This is a genomic window from Gammaproteobacteria bacterium, from assembly GCA_024235095.1.
Classification (GTDB): Bacteria; Pseudomonadota; Gammaproteobacteria; order Competibacterales; family Competibacteraceae; genus UBA2383.
This window is the reverse complement of record JACKNC010000001.1, coordinates 471,361-491,406: the sequence shown is the minus strand read 5'-3', so window position 1 is coordinate 491,406 and position 20,046 is coordinate 471,361. Positions and strand designations below refer to the sequence as shown.

The window sequence follows — 20,046 nt, the reverse complement described above, 5'->3', positions numbered from 1 at the left end:
GATCCATATCATGCATGACTGGCACGAAATCGGCGCGTTGGACGACATTCCCCGTCTGGGTTCGCGCGTGGTCCATACGCCGCACGGCAATGTGGCGGTTTTTCGCGCGGCGGACGATCAGGTATTCGCTCTGCGCGACCGTTGCCCGCACAAGGGCGGCCCGCTGTCGCAGGGCATCGTCCACGGTCACCGCATCACCTGCCCACTGCATAATTGGGTGCTGGAACTGGAAAGCGGTCAGGCGGTCGCGCCGGATGAGGGTTGCGCCACCCGCTACCCGGTGCGCTTGGACAACGGGCGGCTCTGGCTAGGGTTGAACAACGTAGTCAGCCTGTCAACGGCTGTTCCTGCAACCGCTTGAATGACAGGAGAGCAGGGTGACGAACAGTTCTGGCGAAACCGTGCGCACAACCTGTCCCTATTGCGGCGTGGGTTGTGGCGTCAAGGTTGCCATTAATGCTGACGGTAGCGCGCAAGTCGCAGGTGATGAGACGCATCCGGCCAATTACGGACGGCTCTGCTCGAAGGGCGCGGCGCTGGGCGAAACGCTGAGTCTGGATGATCGCCTGCTGTACCCCGAAATCGCCGGGCAGCGCGCCTCATGGGATGAAGCATTGAATGCGGTTGCCGAGGGGTTTCGCCGCACGGTGGAAGAACATGGCCCCGATGCCGTGGCCTTCTACGTCTCTGGGCAATTGCTGACCGAAGATTACTACGTTGCCAACAAGTTGATGAAAGGCGGCATCGGCAGCGCCAATATCGACACCAATTCGCGATTGTGCATGTCCTCGTCAGTGGCGGGACACAAACGCGCCTTCGGTTCGGACACGGTGCCCGGTTGCTACGAAGACCTGGAGGAAGCGGATCTGATCGTCCTGGTTGGCTCCAATCTCGCCTGGTGCCATCCGGTGTTGTATCAACGCATTCTCGCCGCACGCGAGCGGCGCGGCGGCAAGCCCAAGCTGGTGGTGATCGACCCGCGCCGCACTACGACCTGCGACGCAGCTGAGACGCATTTGCCCCTCAAACCCGGTTCTGATACGGCGCTGTTCAACGGGTTACTGGTGCATCTTCATCAGCAGGACCAGCTCAACCCGGAATTTCTGGATCAACATGTCGCTGGTTTCTGGTCTGCGTACCAGGCGGCGCGCGAGGTTGCGCCCAATGTCCCTGCGGTGGCTGCCCAAACCGGTTTGCCGGAAAGCGAGATTGCCGAATTCTATGGATTGTGGGGACGTACCCGAAAGGTGGTGACTGTTTACTCACAAGGCGTCAACCAGTCCGCACACGGCAGCGATAAAGTCAACGTCATCCTCAACTGCCATCTGGCCACGGGCCGCATCGGTCAACCAGGCATGGGGCCATTCTCGGTCACCGGCCAGCCGAATGCGATGGGCGGGCGCGAAGTCGGCGGTTTGGCCAATCAATTGGCCGCACACATGGACTTTGCGCCGGATGATGTGGAGCGGGTGCAGCGTTTCTGGCAAGCGCCGGTCATCGCCCATCGTCCCGGTTTGAAAGCGGTTGAGTTGTTTCAGGCGGTTGCTGACGGGCGTATCAAGGCTCTCTGGATCATGGGCACCAATCCTGTCGTGAGCCTGCCTGACGCCGACAGCGCGCGTGAAGCCTTACAGTGCTGCCCACTGGTCGTTGTGTCCGATGCCGTTGCGGATACGGACACAGTACGTTTGGCGCACATCAAACTACCCGCGTTGACCTGGGGCGAAAAAGAGGGCACGGTGACCAATTCCGAGCGGCGGATTTCTCGCCAACGGGTCTTTCTGCCGCCGCCTGGCGAGGCGCAACCTGATTGGTGGGCGGTCACGCAAGTTGCCCGGCGGCTGGGATTCGGCGCGCTGTTTCCTTTTGAATCGCCGGCGGCCATTTTCCGTGAACATGCGGCTCTGTCGGGGTTTGAGAATGAAGTGGGCCACCGCGACTTCGATATCTCCGCGCTCGCCGAATTAGCCGATGCAGATTACGACGCCCTGCAACCGGTGCAGTGGCCGTTGCCGCGCAGCGCGACGGCAGGCGCGGCCCGTCTGTTCGGGGCTGGCGGATTCTTCACCGCCGATCGCAAAGCCTGCTGCATCGCGGTCGGCCCGCGCGGACCAGCGCATACCGTGAATGACAGCTTCCCGTTGGTACTCAACAGCGGGCGAATTCGCGATCAATGGCACACGATGACCCGCACCGGTAAGACCGCTCGGTTGACCAGCCACATCCCAGAACCCTATCTGGAGATTCATCCGGCGGATGCGCTGGCCTGCGGCGTCAGCGAAAATACCCTGGCGCGCGTCCATAGCCGCTGGGGTGAAATGATTGTCCGGGTGCGCACCAGTCCAGAGCAACAACCCGGCAGCGTTTTTGTCCCCATGCATTGGGGTTCGCCGCTGGCGCCGCGCGGGCGGATCAATGCGGCTGTAAATCCCGCTGTCGACCCGCTATCCGGCCAGCCTGAATCCAAGCATACGCCGGTGCGCGTCCAAGCCTATCGTCCCTGCTGGCACGGGTTTCTGCTTTGCCGCCAAGCAATGCCTCCTCCTGATGTTGAATACCGGGTCAGTATCCGTGACCGTGACTGTTGGCGCTACGAATTGGCGGGGGAAATGGTGGTCGAGCATTGGCCGACCTGGGCGCGCGGCCTGCTCGGCGATGACCCAAGTTGGGAATGGCTGGAGTTCGCTGACCCCAGTGCGGGCCGCTATCGAGGCGCGGTGCTGGTCGATGGCCGGTTGCAAGCTTGCCTGTTTGTCGCCCCTAGCCATGAACTGCCGCTACGCGGCTGGCTGGCCGGGCTATTTGCTGTTCAGAATCTCGATTCCGCCCAACGCGCCAGCTTGCTGGCAGGCCGACCGGGCCAGGGCCAGCGCGATCAAGGCCGCATCGTCTGCGCCTGTTTCGGAGTTGGGTTGAACACATTAACTACTGCAATTCGTGCACAGCAATTGACTACGCCGCAAGCGATTGGCGCCGCGCTGAAAGCAGGCACCAACTGCGGCTCCTGTGTGCCCGAGTTGCGGCAACTGATTGCCCAAACTTGATACTGTTTGTTGAGCAGTTCTGAATCATGGGTTCTCTTTTTTGAACAAGTGAGGTCATGGAGAAATTCTTTGCATGTTGCGAACGAAGCACCACAAATTTTTTATAAGTATCTAATTAATAAATTAGATACTGTCTTTTTTCTAACAGCGGAAAAACTCGTGGAAACGCCTCTAAGCTAGCCCGAGCACTTGGGCAAGAATCGGCAACACTCGATCCGCCCGCGCCACATCCACGTCCATTTCGGTTGGAGTCGGCGCGTGTCTGGAACTCCCGCGCTTGACGCGCTCGCCCATTTGCCGCCGCTCTGGGGCCGGGAAACGGGCGAAGGTGCGGCGTAGCAACGGCAACAGCGGCACAAATGCTTCTCCTGACAAGTTACTGACCCAGCCGTCCAGAATGTCCCACAGCGCCGCATGATGCAGCAATAATTGGCCGCTGCCGTGCAGGAAACCCTCCAGCCACGCCGCCGCCCGCGCCGGTTCGCCGGCCAGCGACAGGGTCAGCCCCATCCGCCGCGCGGTTTCCGGCGTGGACAAAACGTCCTGCTCGAATAGCACGCGGCAGGCGTATCCGGCCAGCAATCCATGCAGGTTAGCCTGATCCACCAGCTTTGCCAACGCCGCTCGCCAGATCTCGGTCTGTTCGGGGTCTTGTAACACGCTGATGGCGTCCTGCATTGCCCGCACCCGGCCAAACATTTCTTCCGCTGCTTCGTCATCCAGCGCACTGCACGCCGCCGGCAAGCCAATGGCAATGCGCGTCACCAGGCCGTCTACGACGTGTCCGACCAGCCCCGCATCGGTCTGGCGAACATTGCCATAACGCAGAATGCGCGCCAGTGGCGGCAAGCTGTCCATCAAGTGCGGGATGTCGCTAGTCAAGGCGGCGACGTTTTGCAACCGATCCATGACCTCGCCGATGGCTTCGGGCAATTCCGCCAGCAGGGTTTGCTCAACCAGTTCCGTCAACGGGCTTAATTGATCGGTATTCCGCGCGCGATCACAGGCCCGAGCGGTCGCGGCGGCCAGGATAGTGCTGCCCCACAAATTCGCTTCGATGACCGCCACTGCCAACTCGGGCTGCCATTGCAAGCGCCAATTTTCCTTGAAGGTGCCCTTGCCACTGGCCCGTTCGATTTGGCCCCAGGGAATGTTCAACAGATTAAGTCGATGCAGAAGCTGACTGCGCTCCAGATCGTTCGGTTTGCGCAGATCGAGTTCCAGCACGCGCTGACCGGCTTCCGGTGGCAGCCGCAAACGCTTTTGAAGGCGCTGCAAATCCTGTTGCAAGGGCAGCATCGGCGTGCTGTCCGGCACTTCGCCCAGGCGTTCTCCAATCAGTAGCTGTTCTTCAATCAGGCGGAGGGGGGTGACATCGCCATGACAGAGTACAGAGAGCGTGGCCTCGTTTAATTCTTCCTGTGTGGGTCGCGGACGCTCGCGCAGGGCGGCCAGAGCGTCGGCCAGTCGCGCCGCTTCGATCACGCTGGCGGTGGAAGCCGCCAGATCACGCTCACGCAGGAGTTGCGCCACCTGCGCCAACCAGTGAATGGTCGGTTCCCCAGCATTTTCCCAGAGATGTTGGTAGAACCCTGGTGCTTCGATGCCAGCCCCGTAACCGCTGGCATAAGTCAGCCGGCCATACGTCCAGGGCACCCAGGTCGCGGCCAGCTTGCGCTTGGGCAGCCCCTTGAGGCGGGTGGTATCCTCGCGCGCCGGGGGCAGTTCGGCGAGGGCGGGAACATGCCATGCGCCGCAGACTACGGCAATGCGTGCAAAGCCTTCCTTGCGCGCAGCCCGTAAGTGGCTGCGCATCGCGGCTTCCCGCTGTTGCTCCAACTCGCTCGATGGCGATTGCGTGTCGGCTTCCGCGCGCAGAGCGGACATGAGTTCTTGAATGGCCTGGAACAGTTCGCTGCTGTCCTGGCGTTGCTCGACCAAGTGTTCCCACCAGCGTTCGCTATCGCCATAACCCGCCGTCTCGGCGACCCAGCGCAGCGGGTCGCGGCGGATGTCGGGGAGGATGGAATCCTCATTGCCATCTCCATCCTCGTCCTGCGCCTCGTCTTCAGTATGTTGCGACTCAATATCTTCCGTTTCAGTAGTGGCCTCATCCATCGGTCCGGTAGGCTCCGCCACCGTCTCTGCTTCAATATCCAGCACCATGCGGATCGCTTGCGGCAAATCCATGAAGCGCACCGGCGTCTGGCGACGCAGTCCGTACTGAATGGCCTGCCATTCCGGGGAAAATTCGGCGAACGGATAATAAACGGCGCGGCGCGGTTCGGCGGGATCGTAGATCAGCAAGGCCACCGGCGGTTTCATGCTGGGATCCGCAGCCAGCGGCAATAAATCCTGAGCGTCCGGCGGTCCTTCAACCAGGATCAGGTCCGGTTGCCACTCGGTCAACGCTTTCAATACACTACGCGCCGAGCCGGGACCGTGATGGCGAATGCCGAGCAGAAGAAGATCGCTCATGACCGGCTGACTCACGAAACATCGCGGCAGGCGCGGTACAGATCCTTCCAGCCGTCGCGTTCCTTGACGATGGTTTCCAAGTATTCACGCCAGACAATCGCGTCCTGCACCGGGTCTTTCACTACTGCGCCCACCAGGCTGGAGGCCAGATCGCCGGCTTGCAAACGTCCGTCGCCGAAATGTGCGGCCAGCGCCAACCCGTTATTGAGCACGGAAATCGCTTCAGCGACACTCAAGGTACCACTGGGCGACTTGATTTTGGCCTTGCCATCGAGCGTCACCCCGGCGCGCAACTCCCGGAAGATGGTCACCAGACGGCGAATTTCCTCCAGCGCCGGTGGTTCAGCGGGCAACTCCAGCGCCCGGCCCAGAGCGGTCACTCGTTGCTGAACAATTCTGACTTCTTCTTCCAACGTGTCCGGCGTCGGCAACACGACCGTATTGAAGCGGCGTTTCAGCGCGCTGGACAGTTCATTGACGCCCCGGTCGCGGTCGTTGGCGGTGGCGATGATGTTGAAACCCTTGATCGCCTGCACTTCGGTATCCAGTTCCGGGATCGGCAGGGTTTTTTCGGACAGGATGGTGATGAGCGAATCCTGCACGTCGGCGGGAATGCGCGTCAGTTCCTCGACCCGAGCGATACAGCCGGTTTGCATGGCGCGCATCACGGGACCGGCGACCAGCGCTGCTGGCGAGGGTCCTTCGGCAAGTAGTCGCGCATAGTTCCAGCCGTAGCGAATGGCCTCTTCGCTGGTGCCGGCAGTGCCTTGCACCAGGGCGGTGGAATCGCCGGAAATCGCCGCCGCCAGATGCTCCGATACCCAGGTTTTGGCGGTGCCCGGCACACCGAGCAGCAACAGGGCGCGATCGGTGGCCAACGTGGCGATAGCGATTTCCATCAAGCGCGGGTTGCCGATGTATTTGGGGGTGATGGTGAAGCCGTTATCCAGCGCGCCGCCCAGCAGGTAGGTCGCCACCGCCTGGGGTGAGCGATGCCAGTTCGGCGGACGGGGACGCCGGTCGGTTTCGGCCAGAACATGCAGTTCCTCGGCAAATTGTTGCTCCGCATGTTCGCGTAGTAAGGTGCTCATAGTTCAAAGTCTCGGTGGAATAGATTCTATTCTGCAATAGCCTCGCGCATCTTCCGCCGGAAGCGTAGCTGATCAAGACAATCCTCGACCGCCTTTTCCCATTGACGCCATTGTTTCGCCTCTCTCGGCCAATTTGCCGCCGCTTCCCCGCTCAATTCCGGCGGAATCCAGCGGGCGAAACCGCGCAATGCGCTGGCCAGCCACCAATCCGGTTGTTTGTCCTCGCGGATACGCTGACGCACCTGCTCCAGCATCGCCCGGGCCAGCGCGACGCTCCAGGGTCGCTCGACGTGACTGAGCACCACCAACGCGGTCGCCCGGCCGCCCGACGAAGTTTCATTCATCAGATTGAGCAAGTAGGCTTCAAGACGTTCCGGCGGCAGTGCCGCGGCCAGCGCCGCCGTCAAGGTCGCATGGTCGGAATAGATCGGCAACAGCGCCTCGGCCCAGTCGGGATCGCGATGCCGTTCCGCCGCCCGCGCCCAGCCTTCCAGCAGCGCCTTGCGCCATTCATTATCGTGGCTGGCGGCTAGGATTTGCGCTGGGGTGCGTTGCCATTCCTGTTGCCAGGTCGTAGGTGGAATCGCGCCGATAATCTGGCTCAGACGCCATGCCTTTTCGCCCAATTTGACGGAAGCCGCGGGCGGTGAACCGGTGATACCGTCCCGCGCTAGGGCAGTGTCATCGTCGGGCAGCGAAACATCCAATCGGTCGCGTTTACCGGGGACTAATCGCAGTAGCGCCAATGCCTGTGCGGTCAGTCGCTGCGCCAGTCGCGATTCCGGCAAACGGGCCAGCAGGTCAGCAGTGATCCGGGCAATTTCCGCGTTGCGATCATCCAACACTGTTTCCAGAAACGGCTCGTCGGCCATGCTTAACCCATCGGCTAGAACCTGGAGAAACGGCTTGCGGTGGCGGACCGGTTCGTCTTTCCAGGTAGCCATCAGCAATTCCAGGGCGCGCTCCGGCTGCGTCGCGCGCAATTGCCGCAGCAGCGCCAGGCGTTCCTCAAATTGGCCGGTCTGCCAGAGATGTTCATCATCGATTTCGACGGCAAAGCTCCAGGCCGTCTGCTGCTGGGCCAGCCAGCGGCCGCGTTGCCCCAATACCGGTAACAGAGCCGGGCGCAGTTCCGCCTGTTTCGCGCCGGCGTCTAGCAGTGCAGGCAGGTATTCCTCGGGAACCCGCCGCCCGGTCTCGCGCAACAACATCAACCACTCAGGCAGCAGTTCTACGTAATGGCCTTGCAGCATCAGCGTCAGATGTTCGCTGGCCCGGGCGCCGCAGACGGGTATTTCGTCCGGTGGGCAGGGCGGTGACAACGGTCGCGGGTCAGACGCGAGTTTCTGGCCTGCTCGCCGCCACAGCGCCAGCGTCCCCGCCGCGCGCAACAATGTGTCTTCCCGATCTTCGCCATCCAGGCGGATCAACAAATCGCCCAGCGCACTCTCGCCCGCGGTCAACTGCGGCGCTTGTCGCTCAGTACCCAGCAGGGCGCACGTCGCCAGTTCCTGCCATGCCATGCATGAATCCCCTTCAGAATGCTGCGAACCGTTTTTCCGTCCAGGCGCCCAGCGGCCAGAGTTGTTCCCCATTCCATTCGCCAAACACGGTCAGCGGCATTCCGCCACCCAGCGCCAGCAAACGCCAGCCCTCGCTGAATCCCGGATTCACCGGCAGCCGGTTCGCTGCCTGATCACGCAGCCACCAGTGATCGGCATCGCCTCGCACCGGCATCATATCCGCCAACACCGCCGGCAAAATGCTCAGCCACGGCTGTTGTGCGAGCGCTGCGGAATAGGCTTCCAGCAGAGCCGCGCCATCGGCCAATGCTGGCGGCTTGCCTTGTGCCTCGATTAGTACCGGGTTGCGCAACAGGGCGCGCTGCGGGCAATGGCTGGGGAAAAAGCCCAGTTCCGCCTCAATCCAGGTTCCCGGCGCGGCGATAGGCGGCATCGGCTGATTTTGATACGCAAAATCCAGCGCCAGAGCCAGTCGTCCGCATTCCCGCCCCCAGAGCCAGGCACGCCGCACGCGCAGTTGCTCTTCTTCATAGCTGCGCTGGCCGATCATCAGCCAGCAGTCGCGCACCCAGGCGTCCGCAGGTAAATCGCTTTCCTGCCAGTTCCAGCCGATGCGCGAGCGAATATCCGCTTGCAAAGGTTCCGGCAAACTTTCCAGGCGTCGATAGCCTTCCAGCAGTAAATATAGAGAACCCAGTTCCGCCAGCAGACGTTCGCTCCAGCCTTCGCCACTCGAAGGGATACTGGCCATGTTTCGTAGCCAGCGAGCCAACCCCGGGGCCTGGGCATCGACCAACCGCGCCGCCATGCCATCCCAGTAACGGGCTGGTTGTTGTTGAACGTGCGCCAGTCCCTGCCGCGCGAGATCGCGCAGCCAACGTTCCAGTTCCTCCAGTCCCGCATCCACCTTGCGCTGCCGTTCTGTCGTGCGTTTATCCTTAGCGGCAGCCCGTTTAGCTTGTTGTTCAGGATCGAGATCAGCATCAGGGCTGGCTCGCGCCGCCTTGCGTTTGGCGCTTTGCTCACGCTTGGCCAGCCATTCATTGAGCCAGTCCGGCGGTTCGCCCGGTTGCACCGTTTCGGGCTGACCGGACGCCATGAGCAGCAAACCCAGGGCGTGTTTACAGGGAAATTTGCGACTCGGGCAGGTGCATTTGAAGGCGGGTTCATCTGGGTCAACGCAGACCTGATAAAGCGCGCTGCCCTTGCATTCGCCCCACAGGGCGCGATTGTTCTGACCAAGCGCCGCCCATTTGCCGGGCCGCGCTAGACCGCGAGCGGCTTTCACGGAAGCGTCGTCGGGGGCAAACGTGATAATCTGTTCAGTGGTTAATGCAAACATGACGGGACAAGGTAGCGCGGTTCAGGGCATCCGCCCTTGAACCGCGCTACATTTTACTGATTGATTGGGCTGCGTACTCTCAGCCCAACCTCAGGTCATCACTTCACCGCCCGGTTATCCACCAGATCGGTGACGACATTCGGATCCGCCAGAGTGGAGGTATCGCCCAGCGCATCTACTTCATTGGCTGCGATCTTGCGCAGAATGCGGCGCATGATCTTGCCGGAGCGGGTCTTGGGCAGACCGGGCGCCCATTGCAGCGCATCAGGAGAAGCGATAGGCCCGATTTCCTTGCGGACGTGCGCGATAAGTTCCTTGCGCAATTCCTCGGTCGGGGTCACGCCCATCTTCAGGGTGACATAGGCGTAGATGCCCTGGCCCTTGATATCATGCGGGAAACCAACCACCGCGGCTTCAGCGACCGCCGGATGCAGCACCAGCGCTGACTCGACCTCGGCAGTGCCCATGCGGTGGCCGGAGACGTTGATGACGTCGTCTACCCGCCCAGTGATCCAGTAGTAGCCGTCTTCATCGCGCCGTGCGCCGTCGCCGGTAAAGTACAGACCCTTGTACATCGCAAAGTAGGTATCGATGAAGCGCTGATGGTCGCCATACACGGTGCGCATCATGCCCGGCCAGGGATGGGTGATCACCAGATTGCCATCCGTTGCGCCTTCCAGGAATTGACCTTCGGCATCAACCAACGCAGGGCAAACGCCAAAGAATGGGCGGGTCGCGGAGCCGGGCTTCAGCGCCGTAGCGCCCGGCAGCGGTGTGATCAGAATGCCGCCCGTCTCGGTCTGCCACCAGGTATCGACAATCGGGCAGCGACCGTCGCCTACATTGTGATAATACCACTCCCAGGCCTCGGGATTAATCGGTTCACCCACGGAACCCAGGAGCCGCAAGCTCTTGCGCGACGTAGCCTTGACCGGCCCTTCGCCTTCGCGCATCAGTGAGCGGATCGCGGTCGGGGCCGTGTAGAAGATGTTGACCTGATGCTTGTCGACCACCTGCCAGAATCGGCCCGCGTCTGGATAGGTCGGCACGCCTTCGAACATGACCGAGGTCGCCCCATTAGCCAGCGGACCGTAAACGATGTAGGAGTGCCCGGTGACCCAGCCGACGTCAGCAGTGCACCAGTAGATATCGCCGTCGTGATAATCGAAGATGTACTTGTGGGTGATGGCGGTGTGCAACAGATAGCCGCCGGTGGTGTGCAGCACGCCCTTGGGCTTGCCGGTCGAACCGGAGGTGTAGAGGATGAACAAGGGGTCTTCAGCCCCCATGTGCTCCGGCGGACAGTCTGCGGAAGCTGTGGCCATGACGTCGTGATACCACACGTCACGGCCCTCCACCCAGGAGACATTACCGCCGGTGCGCTTGACCACCACCATTTTCTGGACGCTGGGCGTGCTTTGCAACGCCTTGTCAGCATTGGCTTTCATCGGCACCTGGCGTCCGCCGCGCAGACCCTCGTCGGAGGTGATCACTACGTTGCACTCGGCGTCGCTAATCCGGTCCTTCAACGAGTCAGGCGAAAAGCCGCCAAAGACGATAGAGTGAATAGCGCCGATTCGGGTGCAGGCCAGCATGGCGACGGCGGTTTCCGGGATCATGGGCATGTAGATGCACACTCGATCGCCTCGTTTGACGCCCAGGCTCTTCAAGGCATTGGCGAATTTGCAAACGTCCTGGTGCAATTCCCGATAAGTGACTTTTTTGTCCTCATTCGGGCTGTCGCCTTCCCAGATGATGGCGACCTGATCGCCGCGCGTGTCCAGATGACGATCCAGGCAGTTATAACTGACATTGAGTTCGGCGCCCCCGAACCAGTGAATGTGGCCCTTGGTGAAATCCCAGTCCAGCACCTTGTCCCAGGGCTTGAACCAGGTCACGAATTGATTCGCCTGCTCCGCCCAGAAGCCCTCGGGATCATCAACCGAACGCTTATACATTTCCAGGTATTGATCATTGTTAATCCAGGCGTGGGCGGCGACTTCGGCAGGCACTGGGTAAATTTTGACATCGGACATTGCAGGGTTTCTCCTTAGGTGGACATAGAATTGTCATATCCGTGGCCAGAGGCAGATCAGCCGCTTGAAGGCGTTTGACGCTGGTCCGGTTCAGGAACTTGCGAGTTAAGTCTAGAACGTGAACGGCTTTCGTCAATCCATCCGGTTGTGATCTTGGGTACAAGCTCGCAAGTCGATGGATTAGCGTTATTTTTAGCCTCGACCAGTCCAGGCGATCTTGTAAAGATCCATCCGTCGGTCACGAAAGTTACGCACACTGCCATGCACGCGCAGTTCCTTGAGATTGTCCAGGTCCAGGTCAACGATGAGCAGCGTCTCGGTATTCGGCGTCGCCTCGGCGGCAATGGCGTCGTGAGGAAAGGCGAAGTCGGAGGGAGTAAACACCGCCGCCTGGGAATACTGGATATCCATGTTTTCCACTCTCGGCAGGTTGCCTACGCTGCCGGAGATGACCACATAACATTCATTTTCGATGGCGCGGGCCTGCGCGCAGCGCCGCACCCGCAAATAGGCATTTTTGGTGTCGGTCCAAAAGGGGACAAACAGGATTTGCATCCCCTGATCGGCCAACAGACGCGGCAGTTCGGGAAATTCGACGTCATAGCAGATCAGGATGCCGATTTTGCCGATATCGGTCTCGAACACCTGGAGTCGATCGCCACCCTGCAGACCCCAGTAGGCTTGTTCGTCGGGGGTGATATGCAGCTTGGATTGCTTGTCCCAGGTGCCGTCGCGTCGGCACAGATAGGCGGCGTTATGCAGGATGCCGCCGACATATTCCGGCATGCTGCCGGCAATGATATTGACGTTGTAGGCCAACGCGAGCTGCAGGATCGCCTCGCGCAGCGGTTCAGTGTACTCCGCCAGTTGCCGCACCGCCTCGGCGGCGTTGCGCTGATTGAACAGCGCCATGAGGGGACCGCTGAAAAACTCGGGAAACAACACGATATCGGTCTTGTAGCCGGCTACCGCATCGACGAAGTATTCAACCTGTTGCAACAAATCTTCCAGCGAAGCCGTCTGGCGCATTTGCCACTGCACGACGCCAATCCGCACCACCGATTTGCTGCCGCCGATCAGGATTTCCTTATCCTCGTAATAGATATTCAGCCACTCCAATAGCACGGCGTAGGCTCTGGATTCATCATCATCCGGCAGGTAACCCGTCACGATCTTGCGCACATGGAAGTCGTTGGCCAACTGAAAGGTGAGGATGGGATCGACTAGCTCCTTGGCTCGTACCAGCTCCACGTACCGTTGCGGCGTCATGTCGTGGGCGTAACGGCCATAGCCGGGAATCCGCCCGCCGACGATAACAGCGCGCAGATTGAGCTTTTCGCACAATTCCTTGCGGGCGTCATACAGTCGCCGGCCCAGGCGCATGTCGCGGTAATCGGGATGGACAAAGATATCAACGCCGTACAAGGTGTCGCCGTTCGGATCGTGGGTGGTGAGATAACCGTCGCCGATGATTTGCCAGTAAGTGTGACGGTCGCCGTAGCGACCGTAATCCACGATCAGGCTGATGGTCGCCGCCACCACCTTGCCGTTGTCCTCGATGCAGACCTGCCCCTCCGGAAAGCGGGCGATTTGCGAGGCGAACTGCTCGCGGCTCCAGGCCCCATCCATGTTGGGATAAACGATTTCCATGATGTCATGCACATCGTCATAGTCCGACAGGCGCAGATTGCGCAGCTTGAGCCGGTGTTGAACAGGCGGTTCAGAGGTTCGTTCAGTCATGAGGTTAACGGTTGACGGTTAAAGGCCGAATAAGGCGTTTATCAAAACATTAGCCGATGGCTTCGCAGAGATCCTTGATGTTGGTTGCCAAGTCATTGGCCGCCGTCGCGCCAGTCAGCGCCCAGTCCACTACGGTCTTAGCGCCAACGAAACCAACGGTGTCGCCGGCGGCGGCTAGGCCAACATTGACCAGTAGGGCGAAATAGCTATCGAATTTCTGCGTCCAGCCGGGGCTTTTGTTTTCCAGTTCAGCGAGCGCTTGGGCAGCCAGTTGCTGCGCTTTGAGTCCGTCCTCAGCGCGCAGGTGAAAGGTCGGGATTTTATTGCTGTCCAGGATTTGCTTGACCTTGAGTATGAGAGTGTTTTTTTGCGAGACGGCCTTTCTGAGCTTCTCGAGCTTTTTGCGCACGTTTTTATGATTGCGTCCGTAGTAAATCGCGAATTCCTCGATTTGCAGCTCCATAGCCAACAGCAGGTCGGTCAGCGCATCCTGTTTCACCAGCAATTCGTTTAGTTGAATGGAGAGGCTGTGGGCGCGGGTGCGAATGCCCGCCAGCTTTTGCTTCCACAACTCGTTCTTGCTCTTGGCCTTGCTGATATTGCCAACTTCCGTTTGCAACAATGAGTTGATAACCGACGCCGCCACTTCCTGGACAGCAACGTTACCTTTGATTTTATTGTCGTAGCGATTTTTGAGCGATTCAAGCAGTTTTCGGGTTTCCTTGCCCACGGTCTCGGCTTCCTTTATGAGCGCGGCTAGCACCTTAAGACCATCTACCAGAGAACGCCAGGCGACGACGACCGCCAGGGCCAGACTGGCGCCGCCGGTGGGTATCGCCAGGGCGAGGCCGGCGCCGGCCAAACCGAGTCCCGTGGCGCCCAGCGCAACCTTGACGACCACATCCTTTTTATACTTCTTATATTCCTTGTGCTGTTCCGCTAGGGTTTCCCATTGATGCTGAGCGGCGATTTGTGCGTTGTACAGAGCATGGTCTATTTCGAATTTGTTGAACTTGGTCAAGAACTCCTGATAGGTTTCGGCAAAATCTGGCAAAGGCACATTTTGTTTCAACATGCGCAGGATTCTGACTTTATGCTTGTTTTCCTCGAAAAATGCATCCATGTCTTTTTTAATCAGCTTGTCCGTCTCTTCCCGCACCTTGTCGATCTTGGTTACGGCTTCCAACAGGCGCAGCCGGCAGGCGTCCACCATTTGCTGGTGCAGCAGGGGATCGTTACTGATGATCTGGACGATCTCGTTGGGGACGGTCAGCGTGACATGCACCGGCAGCGCGGGCTTGGGTAGGTAGGGGGACTGGTAGCGTAGCGCACTCGCCAAATTCCAATCCAACAGCATGATGTCTTGCATGATGTTATCCTCGGTGGCAAAAAGTTTGTTTTAAATCATTTTTCGAGATTTTTCGTCCCTCCCGGTACGGGTCATCACACCAGCACCGATTCGCCGGCATAGAGATCGGCGATGGTTTCCCGTTGGCGCACGATGTGGAACTGCTCACCATCGACCATGATTTCAGCAGCGCGTGGTCGGGAATTATAGTTGGAACTCATGGCGAAGCCGTAAGCGCCAGCGGAGCGCACCGCCAGCAAATCACCCGCTTCGATGTTCAATTCTCGATCCTTGCCGAGAAAATCGCCGGTTTCGCAAATCGGTCCGACGACATCATAACGTCTTGATTCGCCAGTAGCCCGTGGTTCAACCGGGATGATCGCTTGCCAGGCGGAGTAGAGCGCCGGTCGCAACAGATCGTTCATGGCGGCGTCGACGACGGCAAAACTCTTTGCATCGCCCTGTTTCAATAATTCCACCCGGGTGACCAGAATACCGGCGTTGCCCACAATGGCTCGTCCCGGTTCGATCAGAATTTCATGGGGTTGACCGCACAGGCGCTGCATGAGCGCCGCCGCCTGTTCGGCGGGTAAGGGCGGTTCCTCGTCACGATAGCGAATGCCCAACCCGCCGCCGAGGTCGAGGTGACGCAAGCGAATGCCCTGCTCTGCGAGGCGCGCAACCAACGCCAGCACTCGGTTCAAGGCATCAACAAACGGCGCGACCTGCGTGAGTTGCGAACCAATATGGCAATCCACGCCAACGATTTCCAGATGTGGCGAAACGGTAGCTTGTTCATAGAGAGCCAGCGCCCGCTCGGGATCGATGCCGAATTTATTCTGTTTGAGTCCGGTGGAGATGTAAGGATGGGTGTTGGCGTTGACGTCGGGATTGATGCGCAGCGAAAAGGGGGCGCGTTGACCGCGTTCCGCCGCAACTCTTTTCAGCAATTCCAGTTCCGCTGCGGATTCGACATTGAAACAGCGAATGCCTGCCCGTAGCGCCTGCTCCAACTCGTCGCGACGCTTGCCCACGCCCGAAAACACGATTTTGCCGGGATCGCCGCCCGCCGCCAGCACCCGCGCCAATTCGCCGCCGGAGACGATGTCGAACCCCGATCCGAGTCGGGCCAGCACATTCAGCACCGCCAGATTGCTGTTGGCTTTGACTGCGTAGCACACCAGATGTGGATGCGCTCCAAACGCCTGATCGAAGGCGCGCCAGTGCCGTTCAATGGTGGCGCGGGAGTAGATATAGCACGGAGTGCCGACGGCGGCGGCGATGTCGGCGACCGGAACGGCCTCCGCGTACAGCCGGCCATCACGATACTCGAAGTAATCCATAGTCAGGGTTTCGCTGGCGGATGCTGTTCGGATGCAGGGGCTTGCGGCTTTTCCGGCAGATACAAAGCGCCTTTCTGGCCACAGCCGGAAAGTAACGCAGTAGCTAGTAGGCAGGCTAGGAAGAATAGGGGGCGGGGCATGGGCATGCAGTAGATTCCTTGGTTCGGAAAGCAGGAAGTATGAATGAATATAACCCGCCTTGCATACGCGAGTGCGGCTTGACAAGCAGGAAGGCTTTGCGGCTAATGCGAACTCTTTATTCACTGAGACGGGAACTGTACTCATGACCGACCCAGCATTGACCACTGTTGAGATTGAACCGACCGGCCCGGTCCGCTCCAGCGTGATCTGGATGCATGGCCTGGGCGCCGACGCGCATGACTTTGAACCGATTGTCCCCGAATTGCGCCTGCCAGCAGAACTAGGCGTCCGCTTCGTCTTCCCCAATGCGCCGATTCGCCCGGTGACGATTAATAACGGGATGCAGATGCGCGCCTGGTATGACGTGCTGAGCATGGATTTACCACGCCAGGAAGACCCAGATGGCGTTCATGCCTCGGAGCGCGCGATTTACGCGCTGCTGGAGCGGGAAAAACAGCGCGGCGTTCCTGCCGAGCGCATCGTGCTGGCCGGGTTCTCCCAGGGTGGCGCGATGGCCCTGCATACCGGCTTGCGCTACCCAGATCGACTGGCCGGTATCCTGGCCCTGTCGTGTTATATCCCTCTGGTGGGCAAATTGAACAGTGAACGCCGGCCCGCGAATCAGCCGACGCCGATCTTCATGGCGCACGGCGACTATGACGCGGTGATCCCGATGCGCTATGGTCAACAGAGCGCTGAAGCTCTGAAGGCGTTGGGCTATGCCGTGGAATGGAGCGACTACGGTATGGGCCATGAAGTGTGCTGGCAGGAAATTCGCGACATCGCCGACTGGTTGAAGCGGGTGCTGGCGGCGCCGACTGCCTGACCTATCGAACCATCGAGGAAGAAACTCCATGAATTCCACTTGCCTGGGCTTCCATCGAACCAGGCTGCTGGACGGTTGGCCCTCAGCATTTGCGCCAAATGAATGCTTGCGCAGGGCCAACAAGTGATTGGGTTTTGCAAGTCTATAATACAAGCGGATTTTCAGGACTTGCCACGCTTATCCAGACAGGGATGTTAAACTAATCGCACTCTCGCTTCCAGGCGCCGGTTTGCGCCTTTTTTGTCCGTGAGAGAACAAGTATGAATACTATTCGCTAAGAGGATTTCACTCGCCTGTGGGAGCATGACATGACGACTATTCGCCAGGACGATTTCATTCAGTCGATTGCTGACGCCTTCCAGTACATCAGTTACTATCATCCAGTAGACTATATCAAAGCGCTGGCGGCCGCTTATGAGCGTGAAGAAAGTCCAGCCGCCAAGGACGCCATTGCCCAGATTTTGATCAATTCGCGGATGTGCGCCGAGGGCCATCGCCCGATCTGTCAGGACACCGGTATCGCGCTGGTGTTCCTGAAAGTGGGAATGGAAGTGCGTTGGGATGCAACAATGAGCGTACAGGAGATGGTCAACGAAGGCGTACGCCGCGCCTATCTGGACCCGGATAACAAGCTGCGCGCTTCGGTATTGCTCGATCCCGCCGGTAAACGCCAAAACAGCAAGGATAATACGCCGGCTGTCGTCCATTACGAAATCGTCTCTGGCCACCATGTCGAGGTCATTTGTGCAGCTAAAGGCGGTGGTTCGGAAGCTAAATCCAAGTTCGCCATGCTGAATCCATCGGATGATCTGGTCGATTGGGTGTTGAAAACCGTACCGACCATGGGCGCCGGTTGGTGTCCGCCGGGTATTCTGGGCGTCGGCATTGGCGGTACGCCGGAAAAAGCGTTGCTGTTGGCGAAGGAATCGCTGATGGCGCCGGTCGACATTCAGGAATTGATTGCCCGTGGACCAAAAAATCGCGCCGAGGAGCTGCGCATCGAACTGTATGAGAAGGTGAACGCGCTCGGTATTGGCGCGCAAGGTCTGGGCGGTTTGACCACGGTTCTCGATGTCAAGGTGCTCGATTACCCGACCCATGCCGCCAACCTGCCCATCGCTCTGGTGCCGAACTGCGCCGCAACCCGCCATGTGCATTTCCACCTGGACGGCAGCGGCCCGGCCAAACTGGAGCCACCGAGTCTGGAGGACTGGCCGAAGCTGACCTATGCGCCGACCAACGCCCGCCGGATCGAACTGTCCGAAGTCACTCGCGAGGACGTAGCGTCCTGGAAGCCCGGCGAAGTATTGCTGCTGAATGGCAAGTTGCTGACCGGTCGTGACGCCGCCCATAAGCGCATGACCGATATGCTTAACCGGGGCGAGAAGCTGCCGGTGGATTTCACTAACCGGTTTATTTATTACGTCGGTCCGGTCGATCCGGTGCGCGATGAAGTCGTCGGTCCCGCTGGCCCGACGACGGCGACCCGCATGGACAAGTTCACCCGACAAATGCTGGAGCAGACCGGCTTGTTGGGCATGGTCGGCAAATCCGAGCGCGGTCAAATCGCGATTGACGCGATCAAGGATAATAAAGCGGTTTATCTGATGGCGGTCGGTGGCGCGGCTTATCTGGTGTCCAAAGCGATCAAGGCGTCCAAGGTAATGGCTTTCGAGGATCTGGGCATGGAAGCGATCTATGAATTCGAGGTCAAGGACATGCCGGTCACCGTGGCCGTCGATGCTCAGGGCAGTAGCGTTCATCAAACCGGGCCGAAGGAATGGCGGATGAAGATCGGGAAGCTACCAGTGGTGGAAGCGGCTTGATGAAGGGACGGTAACCATTCCACTCCTCTTCCTGTCGGAGAGGGGTGGGTAATGCTTGAAATTGGTCAGCCCGTCAAAACTCCATGGAGCAGCGATAGCGGGGATTTATCCACTCGGCGATCAGTTCAGCGCTGCCACAGGCAAGGGTCCAGCCAAACAAGCCGTGTCCGGTGTTGACGAACAGGTTGTCATATTTCGGTGCTGGCCCAATCAAGGGAAGACTAGAGGGCGTTAACGGGCGCCATCCTTGCCAGCGACTGATCACCATTGTGTAATCGCCGCCGCGAGGAAAGCGTTTTTGGGCCAGTCCGATCAGCTGATCAATTCGATTTCGGTCGACGTGATCGTTGTAACCAACCAGTTCAGCGATGCCGGCGATCCGCAGATGATGGCCAAGCGCACAAAAAACCGTCCGGTTCCGGCTATCGGTAACACTGGCTACCGGCGCGCTCTTACCGAGTGGAACCGTGACGCTGTAGCCTTTCAGCGGATAGACGGGAAGATTAAGGCGCAAGGTTTTAGCCATTAACGGACTTTCAGCACCCAACGCCAGCACGTAGGCGTCTGCGGTGAAATCGCCCTGATCGGTTTCAATGGCTGTGATCCGGTGGTTCTCGTGGCGGATCCGTTTAATATCCGTTCCGAGCTGGAGTTGAAAATCAGGCGACTGATAACAAAGATCAACCAGTCCCTGAGTAAAGGCGCAGGAATCGCCGGCCTCGTCGGTCTCCGCATGGATGCCGCCGACGAAATCGTTTGGGCCATCGGTTAATGATGGCTCCAAATCGATGAGGGCAGCGCGATCCAGAACTCGCATTGAACAGCCCAGCGCATTCTTCATCCAGCAAGCCTTCCGGGCGTGAGACATCTCCGCGGCGCTGGAAAGCAATACGATTTTGCCATTTTTGCGAAAATGGAAATCGAAGCGGTGTTTCTCGATGATACGATGCAAGGCTGCTCTGGAAAAGAGCGCCAGCCGGGTCAATCGCGTCGTATTCCGGGCCGTGATCGCCGATCGGCAATTCATGAGAAATTGCAGCCCCCATTGCGCTAATTTCACGCTGAGGATGGGTTGAACCCGGAATGCTGGATCACGCCCGGCGATCATGCGGGGCAGCGTCTTCAGCAAATCGGGCGACGCCAGTGGATTGACATAAGAATAGCTTAACTGTCCGCCATTCCCAAAGCTTGCGCCCCGAGCGACCCCGGAGGCGCGGTCGATGACCGTGACGCGTATATCCCGGCGTAGGAGACTATAGGCGGTGGTGATGCCGATCACGCCTGCGCCAAGGATACCTACATGCATTT

Annotated in this window: 14 protein-coding genes; 4 read left to right on the top strand and 10 right to left on the bottom strand. The window is 59.3% G+C overall.

From position 1 onward, the window contains the following. Positions 1-10: 10 nt before the first annotated feature. Both nirD and H6973_02035 read left to right on the top strand, forming a co-directional pair. Complete coding sequence (nirD, locus tag H6973_02040) at positions 11-361, top strand: nitrite reductase small subunit NirD (GenBank protein MCP5124446.1); 351 nt, start codon at positions 11-13, stop codon at positions 359-361. Positions 362-377: 16 nt separating this feature from the next. Further along, a complete protein-coding gene (locus tag H6973_02035; protein ID MCP5124445.1) occupies positions 378-3,044 on the top strand; it encodes a molybdopterin-dependent oxidoreductase in 2,667 nt (888 codons plus the stop codon). Positions 3,045-3,215: 171 nt separating this feature from the next. Here H6973_02035 and H6973_02030 read toward each other — a convergent pair whose 3' ends face one another. From H6973_02030 to H6973_01990, 9 genes are all read right to left on the bottom strand, one after another. Then, complete coding sequence (locus H6973_02030) at positions 3,216-5,522, bottom strand: hypothetical protein (protein ID MCP5124444.1); 2,307 nt, start codon at positions 5,520-5,522, stop codon at positions 3,216-3,218. 11 nt (positions 5,523-5,533) lie between these two features. After that, positions 5,534-6,613, bottom strand: coding sequence for an AAA family ATPase (locus H6973_02025; GenBank protein ID MCP5124443.1), 1,080 nt, complete (start codon positions 6,611-6,613; stop codon positions 5,534-5,536). 26 nt (positions 6,614-6,639) lie between these two features. Further along, complete coding sequence (locus tag H6973_02020; protein MCP5124442.1) at positions 6,640-8,136, bottom strand: hypothetical protein; 1,497 nt, start codon at positions 8,134-8,136, stop codon at positions 6,640-6,642. 13 nt (positions 8,137-8,149) lie between these two features. Next, entirely contained in the window at positions 8,150-9,478 is a 1,329-nt protein-coding gene (locus H6973_02015) for an SWIM zinc finger family protein (GenBank protein MCP5124441.1), read from the bottom strand. 98 nt (positions 9,479-9,576) lie between these two features. Beyond that, positions 9,577-11,514: an acetate--CoA ligase gene (acs, locus tag H6973_02010; protein MCP5124440.1), complete on the bottom strand. Its 1,938-nt coding sequence runs from the start codon at positions 11,512-11,514 to the stop codon at positions 9,577-9,579. A 192-nt stretch (positions 11,515-11,706) separates the two neighbouring features. Beyond that, positions 11,707-13,254 carry a GNAT family N-acetyltransferase gene (locus H6973_02005; protein MCP5124439.1) on the bottom strand — a complete coding sequence of 516 codons (1,548 nt, stop codon included), beginning with the start codon at positions 13,252-13,254 and terminating at the stop codon, positions 11,707-11,709. Between the two features lie 49 nt (positions 13,255-13,303). Continuing rightward, positions 13,304-14,623, bottom strand: a complete 1,320-nt coding sequence (locus H6973_02000; protein ID MCP5124438.1) for a hypothetical protein — start codon at positions 14,621-14,623, stop codon at positions 13,304-13,306. Positions 14,624-14,697: 74 nt separating this feature from the next. After that, a complete protein-coding gene (gene lysA / locus H6973_01995; protein ID MCP5124437.1) occupies positions 14,698-15,945 on the bottom strand; it encodes a diaminopimelate decarboxylase in 1,248 nt (415 codons plus the stop codon). A gap of 2 nt (positions 15,946-15,947) precedes the next feature. Continuing rightward, positions 15,948-16,085 carry a lipoprotein gene (locus H6973_01990; protein MCP5124436.1) on the bottom strand — a complete coding sequence of 46 codons (138 nt, stop codon included), beginning with the start codon at positions 16,083-16,085 and terminating at the stop codon, positions 15,948-15,950. 143 nt (positions 16,086-16,228) lie between these two features. On the opposite strand from H6973_01990, the gene H6973_01985 reads away from it, so the two are divergent. Together H6973_01985 and H6973_01980 are read left to right on the top strand one after the other, a co-directional pair. After that, the gene (locus H6973_01985) at positions 16,229-16,912 is read left to right on the top strand and encodes an alpha/beta fold hydrolase (GenBank protein ID MCP5124435.1); all 684 of its coding nucleotides are present in this window, start codon (positions 16,229-16,231) and stop codon (positions 16,910-16,912) included. A gap of 308 nt (positions 16,913-17,220) precedes the next feature. Continuing rightward, complete coding sequence (locus tag H6973_01980) at positions 17,221-18,738, top strand: fumarate hydratase (protein ID MCP5124434.1); 1,518 nt, start codon at positions 17,221-17,223, stop codon at positions 18,736-18,738. A 73-nt stretch (positions 18,739-18,811) separates the two neighbouring features. Here H6973_01980 and H6973_01975 read toward each other — a convergent pair whose 3' ends face one another. Beyond that, the gene (locus H6973_01975) at positions 18,812-20,044 is read right to left on the bottom strand and encodes a D-amino acid dehydrogenase (GenBank protein MCP5124433.1); all 1,233 of its coding nucleotides are present in this window, start codon (positions 20,042-20,044) and stop codon (positions 18,812-18,814) included. Positions 20,045-20,046: the final 2 nt, after the last annotated feature.